Annotated in this window: 6 protein-coding genes, 4 tRNA genes and 1 pseudogene; 5 read left to right on the forward strand and 6 right to left on the reverse strand. The window is 39.2% G+C overall.

Features of this window, described 5'->3' with window-relative positions; all coding sequences use genetic code 11:
- Positions 1-255: 255 nt before the first annotated feature.
- The 3 genes from arsC to AW17_RS15660 all read right to left on the reverse strand — a co-directional run bounded on the left by arsC (position 256) and on the right by AW17_RS15660 (position 3,776).
- The gene (arsC, locus tag AW17_RS15650) at positions 256-600 is read right to left on the reverse strand and encodes an arsenate reductase (glutaredoxin) (protein ID WP_029278023.1); all 345 of its coding nucleotides are present in this window, start codon (positions 598-600) and stop codon (positions 256-258) included.
- A 10-nt stretch (positions 601-610) separates the two neighbouring features.
- Positions 611-1,201 carry a DUF502 domain-containing protein gene (locus AW17_RS15655; RefSeq protein WP_029278024.1) on the reverse strand — a complete coding sequence of 197 codons (591 nt, stop codon included), beginning with the start codon at positions 1,199-1,201 and terminating at the stop codon, positions 611-613.
- 115 nt (positions 1,202-1,316) lie between these two features.
- Positions 1,317-3,776, reverse strand: coding sequence for a bifunctional UDP-N-acetylmuramoyl-tripeptide:D-alanyl-D-alanine ligase/alanine racemase (locus AW17_RS15660; RefSeq protein WP_029278026.1), 2,460 nt, complete (start codon positions 3,774-3,776; stop codon positions 1,317-1,319).
- 61 nt (positions 3,777-3,837) lie between these two features.
- On the opposite strand from AW17_RS15660, the gene AW17_RS15665 reads away from it, so the two are divergent.
- The 5 genes from AW17_RS15665 (at position 3,838) to AW17_RS15685 (ending at position 5,310) form a co-directional block, all read left to right on the forward strand.
- A complete protein-coding gene (locus tag AW17_RS15665) occupies positions 3,838-4,326 on the forward strand; it encodes a regulatory protein RecX (RefSeq protein ID WP_029278028.1) in 489 nt (162 codons plus the stop codon).
- A 94-nt stretch (positions 4,327-4,420) separates the two neighbouring features.
- Positions 4,421-4,496: transfer RNA gene (locus tag AW17_RS15670), tRNA-Gly, on the forward strand.
- A gap of 69 nt (positions 4,497-4,565) precedes the next feature.
- A tRNA-Leu gene (locus tag AW17_RS15675) sits at positions 4,566-4,649 on the forward strand.
- A 434-nt stretch (positions 4,650-5,083) separates the two neighbouring features.
- Positions 5,084-5,156: transfer RNA gene (locus AW17_RS15680), tRNA-Gly, on the forward strand.
- Between the two features lie 70 nt (positions 5,157-5,226).
- A tRNA-Leu gene (locus AW17_RS15685) sits at positions 5,227-5,310 on the forward strand.
- A 53-nt stretch (positions 5,311-5,363) separates the two neighbouring features.
- On the opposite strand, the pseudogene AW17_RS15690 reads toward AW17_RS15685, so the two are convergent.
- The 3 genes and pseudogenes from AW17_RS15690 to AW17_RS15700 form a co-directional block, all read right to left on the reverse strand.
- Positions 5,364-6,545: pseudogene (locus tag AW17_RS15690) on the reverse strand (AGE family epimerase/isomerase).
- A 6-nt stretch (positions 6,546-6,551) separates the two neighbouring features.
- Positions 6,552-8,624 carry a GDSL-type esterase/lipase family protein gene (locus tag AW17_RS15695; RefSeq protein WP_029278030.1) on the reverse strand — a complete coding sequence of 691 codons (2,073 nt, stop codon included), beginning with the start codon at positions 8,622-8,624 and terminating at the stop codon, positions 6,552-6,554.
- Positions 8,625-8,629: 5 nt separating this feature from the next.
- Positions 8,630-10,183 carry a sialidase family protein gene (locus tag AW17_RS15700; protein WP_083488732.1) on the reverse strand — a complete coding sequence of 518 codons (1,554 nt, stop codon included), beginning with the start codon at positions 10,181-10,183 and terminating at the stop codon, positions 8,630-8,632.
- Positions 10,184-10,426: the final 243 nt, after the last annotated feature.

Raw genomic sequence — 10,426 nt, forward strand, 5'->3', positions numbered from 1 at the left:
CCTTATTAACTAGTCGTCACCCTGAATTTATTTCAGGGTCTGTTAGCTAAAGAAGATGCTGAAACAAGTTCAGCATGACGATAACTCGATATAGATTTAACCTAAAACGCAATCTGGTCTTAGCATCTGGCTAAGACACGAGAAAATTAAACTTAGTATTACAGAATTATTTTATCTCGTAGCGGGACGCTACGACTAGAGTTAACTAAGGAAGATGCTGAAACAAGTTCAGCATGACGATAACTCGATATTAATTTATCCCAAAATCTCTTTTATCTTTTCGGTTGGTCTGGCAATTACAGCTTTATCTCCCGAGATGATAATCGGTCTTTCGATTAAAATTGGATGTGCAACCATGGCATCAATCCATTCTTCATCAGTTAAGATTTTTCCTTTATAGTTTTCAGTAAAAACCTTTTCACCTTTACGGATCAATTCTAATGGTTTAATCCCCAGTTTTTGAATAATAGATTGTAGCTCGGATTTGTTTGGTGGGGTTTCCAGATAATAAACTACCTCGAAATCTTTTCCGCTTTTTTCGAGTTCATCTAAAGCACAACGGCTTTTAGTACATCTGTTATTGTGATAAATCGTAATCATTTAGAAATGTTTAAAGTCCGCTTACACCACCGCTAACCACCAGTTTCATGGCATCAGCTGCTGTCATATGCAAATCAGTCACTTTATCTCTTCTTACAATACAAAGCTGACCTGCAAAAGAATAAGAAAGTGGAAAATATACGGCTACTTCTTCGGGCAAATTGAGTTTATGCAGATCGTTCTGCGTTAAAAATCCAATCTTTTTTAGGCCTCCCTCCACTTCTACCAGCACCGGGTGGTTAAATTTCTTCTCATCACCTACAAAAGCTTCTGTTAAATCTTTTATAGAAGAATAGATAAAATTAAGTAAGGGTAGCCGCTGCATAATCCGCTGAAACCAATTGTACATGGGCTCGGTTACCATATTGGTTACAAAGATACCGGCTAGTAAAATGAGGGCTAAAACCGTTAACAAACCTAAACCAGGGATATTCCGGCTTTCGCCTGTACTTGGATTTACGCCCAAAATATTGTTTACATTCAACCAGCTATCTACAGTTGTAACTGCCCAAACCACAATAAAAATACTTACGGCAATGGGCACAACAATTAATAAACCTTTAATCAAATAATTTAAAATAGCTTTCCCGACTTTATTCATGGTGCAAACTTAGGAAAAATATGGTTAAATGGTTAGAATTGTGATATTGTTTAATGGCTCAATTGTTACTGCTGTACAACCAACAATATATCAAATAAACAATTTAGCACCTATCTTACTCATAAAAATAAACACGTTTAACCCTTTGCGAGATATTGGTCAGAATTTCATAAGGAATGGTGCCGATATCTTCGGCCAGCTGCATAATGGTGTGCTCCTTATTAAAAACAATAGCTTCATCACCAGGCTTCACATCAATGCCTGTAATATCCAACATAGTCATGTCCATACAAATTGAACCAATTGTTGGTACCAAGTGGCCATTTATAAGCATTTTACCCACTCCATTGCCAAAATACCTGGCATAGCCGTCGGCATAGCCTATTTTTACTGTCGCTATTTTTCCACCATTTGGCATTATTCCCCTCCTGCTATAGCCTACAGTTTCACCCGGAGCCAATGTCTTCACTTGGGTAACCGTAGTTTTAAGCACCATTACGGTTTGCAAACCCCGGTTATTCAGCAATGCAGCGTCGAAACCATACAGGCCTATGCCCAAACGAACCATGTCCATTTGCCCTTCTGGCCAACGCGAAATGCCCGAAGTATTGGATATATGGAGCAATGGCTTGTAACCTAAAATTTCGACCAACTGGTTGGCGATAATTTTAAACCGTGCGATCTGCTGTTGCGTAAATCCATCATGCTCTGCTGCATCGCTTGCCACCAGGTGAGAAAAAATACTTTGAACCTTCACCCTCGCCGAGTCTTTAAGTAGATTGGATAATGGATCGATTTCCGACTGGTCAAAGCCCAAACGATGCATGCCGCTATCTATTTTAATGTGGATCGGATAATCGAAATCATAATCAGACAGCACATTTAAAAAACTATTCAGAATTTCTATACTGTAAATTTCGGGCTCGAGTTTGTGTTTAATGATGGCTTCGAAAGCCGATTCTTCAGGACTCATCACCATAATCGGCAGAGTGATTCCCGCTTTCCGCAAAGCGATACCTTCATCGGTATAAGCTACCGCCAGATAATCTACCTTATGAAACTGCAATAAATTGGCAATTTCAAAACTTCCGCTTCCGTACGAAAAGGCCTTAACCATAGCCATAATTTTAACACCTGGTTTGATTTTAGATCGGTAAAATTGCAGATTACCAACCATGGCGTTCAGGTCGATTTCTAAAACCGTATCGTGTATTTTCTGGGTAAGGAGTTTACTGATCCGACCAAATTCGAACCGTCTGGCCCCTTTTACCAATATCGTTTCGTGGTTAAACTGTAAACCAGGAAAAGCATCGATAAAGGCATTGGTATCGTCGAAAAACTGCGTCTCAAACTTAAAAAGATCAGCGTACTTAGAAATATGAGTCCCAATTCCAATCAGGCGGTTTACCTTCTTCTGTAAAAGCAATTCGGAAATCTCCGTATATAAATCCAAATCCGCCCTCCCCGTTTCAAATAATTCGGAAAGAATAACAGTTTTCTTTGCGTGCTGATTCTGTTGATTTAAAAAATCCAGCGCAATGGCCAACGAAGAAATATCGGCACTGTAAGAATCGTCGATAATGGAACATTGGTTAATCCCATTTTTCAGCTCTAAACGCATGCTCACATGACTCAATTTTTCCAAACGTAAATCGGCCTGCTCTGGCGTATAGCCTAAAGCCAGTAAGGTTGCCCAGCAGATCATTCCATTTTCTATCGAAGCTTTATCTTTAAAAGGCAAAATGCATTCAATTTCCCTATTTTGATAAATGGCCCTCAGGTAGCAGTTGCCTTCGATGGGTTCAACCGCAATAACCTGAAGATCTGCCGCTTGTTTACTACTCCAGCTAAACTGTTTTTTACCAGGCAGTTCTTTTACGCTTATTTCACTTACATATTCAGGTGAATAAATAAACAATTCGGAAGCGGCAAAAAGTTTCAGTTTCTCTGTTAATTTTTCTTTTTTAGAACTGAATCCTTCAGCATGCGCCTCGCCGATATTGGTTAGTATTCCGATTTCGGGACGGATAATTTCTGCCAAGTATTGCATCTCATTAACTGCGGAAATACCAGCTTCAAAAATACCCAGCGTATGATCGCCCTCAATCTGCCATACTGAAAGCGGCACCCCGATCTGCGAATTATAACTTTTTGGGCTTTTAACAATATTAAAATCGGCAGCCAGGAGCTGATACAGCCATTCTTTAACAATTGTTTTCCCATTACTCCCCGTAATACCGATGGTTCTTAAATCAAATTGATTCCGGTGTTCGATAGCAAGTTTTTGTAGCGACGCCAAAGCATCATCTACCAATAAAAAATTGCAGTCGGGGTATTCGTTAACGTATTTCGCTTCGGTAATTACAAAATTCCTGATTTCCTTTGCATAAGCATCTCTAATAAATTCATGTCCGTCGCGGTGTGAAGACAGGGCAAAAAACACAGAATTTTCCGGAACCAAAACCGAACGGCTATCGATCACCAAATATTGAATAATTACCTGTTCATCAACTAATTTAGCATCGGCATTTAAAATTTCGGCTATTTTGGCAATGGTGTATATTGGATTTTGCATGCTATTATATTCAGAAAAATACGGTAATCGCTATTATTTTTACGAATTTCAGTAAATAATTATGAAAAGCGGTAAACAAGAGGCAGTATTATTAGATAAAAAACAGGCGCTGGTAAAAGCGGAACATTTTTGTGTTTACCAGGAGCGCTCGCAAAAGGAAGCGCGGTATAAGCTGGTAGAATGGGGAATGCGTGGCGATGAGCTGGAAGAAATTATAAGCGAACTGATTTTGAATAATTTTTTAAATGAAGAAAGGTTTGCTAAAAGTTATGCATCGGGCAAATTTAACATCAAACATTGGGGACGTGTTAAAATTAAACAGGGTTTGAAATTAAAGGGTGTGCCCGACAAAATCTTACAAAAGGCAATTTACAGCCTTGATGATGATGATTATTTACAAACTATAGAAAAATTAGCCATCAAAAAAGTGGAGAGTTTGAACGAAAATGATCCGTTTAAAAGAAAAAATAAGCTAATGAGCTACCTTCAGGCAAAAGGTTTTGAAACTGATTTAATTTTACTTGTACTGAAAGCCAGCAATTTAAATTAAATATTAAATTTTTAACAAGAAATCTCTTGACAGAAATATAAATCTGCCTATATTTGCATCACCAAAACGAAACAACAACATCAGTTTTGTTCATGCGAAAGTAGCTCAGTTGGTAGAGCACGACCTTGCCAAGGTCGGGGTCGCGAGTTCGAATCTCGTCTTTCGCTCCAAAATGCCTTCCTACCAGAAGGCATTTATTTTAAAGTTAACCAAGCCGATGGAGATCGGTAGCGGCTAATGCTCGGGTGGTGGAACTGGTAGACACGCAGGACTTAAAATCCTGTGCTTTCAAAGGCGTGCGGGTTCGATTCCCGCCCCGAGTACACAAAAAAATCGAACAAAAACCTTTCATAAATGAAAGGTTTTTTTTATTTACAGCAGAAAAAATTCAATTATTTAAATTTCCAGAACACAGATTAGTGGTTTAATTTATTTTAATGTTCTACATAATTTATCCATATGGTGATCAATTAAAGTTTATAAACCTTTTTATTTGGCACAAGCAACGATTACAAACGCTATTAGAATAGATAATCCATTAGCTAACAAACATAAACTTGAAAAGTTCGACATCCCAGAAGGCCTACATTAAGCCCCAAAACAAAAAAACCTTACAAACCCTAATTTTCAGAAATTTATTCTATTGATTTTTAAGCATTAAGAATTTCATCCGAAAAATTTATTTTATTTTTTTGCTTTAAAAACTTTAATTCCTATATTTGCAACCCCAAAGGAATACAACACTATGTATTAATTTGCGAAAGTAGCTCAGTTGGTAGAGCACGACCTTGCCAAGGTCGGGGTCGCGAGTTCGAATCTCGTCTTTCGCTCTAAATGCCTTCCTACCAGAAGGCATTTATTTTAAAGTTAACCTACCGAAGGATTTCGGAACAGGCTAATGCTCGGGTGGTGGAACTGGTAGACACGCAGGACTTAAAATCCTGTGCTTTCAAAGGCGTGCGGGTTCGATTCCCGCCCCGAGTACAACAAAAGAATCGAACGAAAAAGCCATCAGTAATAGATGGCTTTTTTATTTTTCAATAACCTAGCTTTTCCAGCAATTGCGCACAATACCATTCCTGTCTTGGTAAATGAAAAGGTCCCTTAAACAGATTTCCTTTCGCTGTTTGTGCAACCGTGCCATCGCGGTGCAGATAACCAAACCATTCGCCATGTTCTTGATCATGGAATTTATCATAAGCATAGTCATGAACCATTTTATGCCAGCGGGCGTACTTTTCATCGCCAGTTAAAGTATAGGCCAACAATGTAGCAATAATCGTTTCGTTCTGTGGCCACCAGAATTTCATATCCTACCAATATTCCTGAACAGGTTTATTGTATACATCTTTAAAATACAAAATTCCCCCATGCTCTTTATCCCAGCCACGCGCCCACATATAATCGAGCATTTTACAGCCCAATTTAATTAGGTCGGGATCGTTATTACGATACTTTGCTTCATGTAAGATAAACCAAGCCCCTTCTATAGCATGACCGGGGTTTAAAGTTCTTCCATCAATATGATCGATTATCGAACCATCTGGCGCTACCTGCTCCATCACACATTGTATATCATCTTTCACAAAATCGTTCCTGATTTCTTCAATCCAGGTCGAAATCCATTCATCACAACGTGGATCGCCAATGGTTTCCCTTAACTGCTGTGCGTTATTCATCATGATCATGGGTACACCTATGCCTTTTGCTGGGCGCGTGCCTGTAAACTTTGCAGGCAATAAACCTAGCGTGGTGGCGTATTCGATACACTTTCCAAATAAATACCTTGCTTTTTCAGCTGCAATTTCATCACCGCTGGCTTTGGCATAGGCCGCATTTGCAATCACTGCAAAAGTTTCAGAAAAATAATAGCGTCTTTTGCGAATCGGCTGCCCATTACGGGTTACGTGAAAAAACATCTGCCCATCAATATCAAAACAATGGTTATTTAAGAAATCTATTCCAGATTTTGCCCCATCAAGCCATTCTTGTTTCGGTTCAATGGTATTACAAAGGGTGGATAGTAACCATGAGGCACGCCCTTGAATCCATACCGCTTTATCATCATCAATTAAACTCCCGCCCCTATCTCGCATGAGCAGATAACCGCCATGTTCCTGATCAATCGATCTCGGAAACCAAAATGGGACGGTATTATTTAACAACTGGTTTTTATAAAAAGAAGCAAGTTTTTGCAGTTCTTCCCGAGTATAACTCATATTTATTTAATTTATGGAAATGGAAAATGTTGAAGCAGGCAGTTTGGCTTCATTAATTAAATTTGCCTTGGTAAAAGCTTGCCAGGCATATAAAACCTGCTTTATTTTGAGTTGAGCAGGAACAATTAAATGTACCTCGTTATTAAAGATGGTTGCCTTAACAGGAAAGTGCTTTCCCTTATCATCCACTACTTCAAAACCTTTTAAATCTGAGTCATCGCTTGACATCAATTTTCTGGCATGACTAAAGTTGACAACAATGGTATTATGCTTTCGTACGGCTTTTATTGTTACAGGTCCACTTGCTGAGATATTTTTATGATAAGTGTTTTTTAAAGCGAGTAAAGCCAGGCGTTCGCCGATCTCTTTTTTATGTGTAGGATGAACATTTAACGAATCGCCCAAATCGGAACTTACTGCCATGCCCGAATTGGGAACAACTGCTTGCAATTTCCGCTGCGCATCTCTAAAATATGGCCAGGAAGGCCGATCGATCGAAGAGAGTTGAACATAATAAAAAGGAAAATTGTAATTCCATTTTTCACGCCAGCTTTTAACCAATAACGGAAATTCGTGGTAATAGAGCTCAACGTTATGCGCATTACTTTCTCCCTGGTACCAAATCACACCTTTTATCGGAAAGCCAATTAAATTTGAAATACCAGCTTCATAATTATAGGCTGGCTCATAAGGGTGCCGCTGTTTAGGATTCACGGCATTTTTTAGGTTTACATCTGCCCTGCCACGTGCCCAATCCTGCATAAAATCCGATTTCCGCCAGTTAGCTAACAGATCAACCAGCAAATCGTCGTGTTCTAATGTTTTTCGGTCCATCCACGATTCGAGTGTTGAACCACCAACTGCCATTTGAATGAGCCCAATTGGGATTTGGGTACTCGAGACAACTTTTTCTCCAAAATAATAAGCAACGGCCGAAAAATTACTGACCGTATTTTCATCTGGTTTCGCCCAAGTTCCGTAGAAATAATTGAGTTCATTTACCTGGTTTAATGTTTTTTCCTCCCAGTTGATGTTGTCTGTTTCCGCCAAAAGATTATACTTCAACAATCTAATGGAAAGATTTTTGTTTAAATGGCTTAAAGTAGCCTGAGCGGTCACTGATGATTTTAACGGAAAAGCCATATTCGATTGCCCTGAACACAACCAAACATCGCCAATCATCACATCTTTTATTAAAACGGTATGCTGATCGGCCTTAACTTTAAGCGCATAAGGTCCGCCAAATTTCATCGGTTTAAAAAAGACTTTCCACTTGCCACGGCGATCGGTTATTACTCGTTGTGTAATATGGTTAAACTGAACTTCAATCAAATCACCTGCATTGGCCGTTCCATAAATTGGGATTGGCTGATCGCGTTGCAAAACCATGTGCTCGGTAAAGAGTGTATTCAGTTTAAAACCACCAAAATTTCCAGTAACATGCCCGTACACTGTTTTCGCAATAATTCCAGCACCTTTAACATCAGGATGTAGGTTATCGGCAAAAAGCTCTGGGCGGTTATTTAGTGTGGTATTGAGGTCGATCAGTTCAAACCCATTTACCTTTGCAACCAGTTCAATTTTATCCTGTATCTGCCAATACCAATCACGTGTTCCTGACTTAAATCTTGGATGGCCGCTAAAAATTGGGCTTAGTTTGCAGATATAAATTTTAAGTTTAGGATTTACTTTTTTCAGACTATCTATCAGCCACTGATAATCAGCTTGAAAATCACCTTTATAATTTGGCCAGTTACGTGGATCGGTATCATTTAATCCGAGGTGAATAATGGCCATATCGGCACAAAAGTTTAACGCCTCGTTAAATTCTTTGGTTTTAAAATAAGGATTATGGCCTTTTTTCAACAAGGTAGCTCCGTTATGCCCGAAATTGCCTACCAAATACCGATTGCCCAAGAGCTGTTGCAATTGCGCCGGGTAAGATTCTTGTTGTGGCTTGGCTAATAAATAACCCGCGGTTACAGAATTTCCGATACAGGCAACTTTTATTTTTTGCGCACAGCTGTAGCTGCTAACCAAAAAGGTCAATCCTGTTATTAACCCGAAAAAAGCTTTCATAAGGTTTATTTTACGATTTCACTTACCGGAATACGGACAAAATATAAATCTTTCAAGCCTTCATAGAAGAAGCCAATAGTCTGATCATCAATCTTTGTTAATGAAGAATAACCATAAAATTTTCTATCATCAACCAAAAGTTCATTTTTCTTGTTCCAGCTTTCTCCCAGATCTAAACTGGCTTTTATGGTTAAGTTGTAACGATTGGCCTGCGTATTGTCGTTCCCAAAAAACACCACTTCTTTTTGCCTGCCTTTTACCATCACCTTTGCTTTGATAAAACTGGCCATACAAACCGGATCTTGAAGTGCATTGTATGAGGTATGGTGCTCAACCCAGTTTTTCCCCATATCAGCTGTTGTGGCTACACTTCTAAAACTTCCGCGGTTATCGCGCATATTCAGCATTAAAACACCCGGCATGGTTTCTATAATCTGGCTTTCGGTTGTGTTTGGCTTAGGTCCATCTTCTGTTTTCCAGCTGAGTCCATGATCGGCGCTATATACCAATGTAGAATGCGGCATAGCATTTTCATCCCAATATTGCGCGGCAAAAACCAGTTTACCATCTTCCATAGCGATCCCGCTGCCCGGACCGTTAAAAAACAGGTTCCAGGCCGGATCTTTAACATTTTTGGTAATACTTTTTGGTACCGACCAGGTTAATCCATCATCATCGCTACTTACCAGTACCAACTGTCCGGTAACATCTTCTGACAAGCCCGGTTTTGATCCTGCTATTGATCGGTTTCCCTTACTCCACAGTGCTGCTACCCAGATTTTTTTTGTAATGGGATCAAAAAGTACTGCCGGATCGCCCACCCCATTATTCTCGTTCGGTTCTCCCATATCCATGATTACTTTCATTGGCTCCCAGCTTTTACCGCCATCGGTGCTTCTGCTCATACCTACATCGATATTGCCGGGCAGATCTCCTGAGTTTTTATAACGGATATCGTAAACGGTAATTAACGAACCTTTGTCTGTTGTCGCAATCCCGGGAATCCGAAAGGTATTAATGCCGTTTTCACCTGCTTTTTTTACTGCGATACCCAATCTTTTAACAAAACCTTGCCCCTCTTCAACAACCAGATATTTTTTAGCATTTGCGTCTTCGATCTGGTTCACATGAAATTCAATTTTCGAATCGATATCGGCCTGATCTTTAAGTTTAGCACTAAACCAAATGTAATGCATACCGGGCTTAAGGTTAACGTTCAGCTCAAAACCTATATTCGCAGTACCTGGATTAATTGTAGTCAGTTTATTTTTTGCCGCAAAAAGTGGTTCCTGATCCGTAAAATAAACATCAATCTTTTCGATAGACTGCAATCCTGCGGGATTGAGCCTGGCAGCTATTTTTTTAAATGTAATCTCTTTTTCACCAGCAGGGATATAAATCAGTACACGCAAAAGTGGGTTTGAATCCATCCCTTTTAAAACAGGAACCACGGGTGATGAAGCTGTAATGATTAGTCCTTTCAAAGGAGAAGCCTGTAATGTGAATATGTTAAGGATGAGCAGCAAACTCAGCGCCGCTCCTATTTTAATAACTTTCATATTTTTTGTTGTTTTAAGCATCTTCAAAATCATTAAATTTTGGACGCAGGAAATAAAGTTGAATCATTAAAGCAATGAATGACCCCGAAGCAGAGCTATCGGGGTATCGCTTAACTAAAATTCTAAACTGAGCTGATTTCTATGCAACATCTTATAAGTTGTAGGTTCGGTTCCCTGATTTTGAATATACTTCATGATAACAGTTTCGTTTGCATATTGCCCAACAGTATTAACATAGTAACC

Origin of the sequence: Pedobacter borealis DSM 19626 (assembly GCF_000708285.2) — a bacterium.
Taxonomy (GTDB): Bacteria; Bacteroidota; Bacteroidia; order Sphingobacteriales; family Sphingobacteriaceae; genus Pedobacter; species Pedobacter borealis.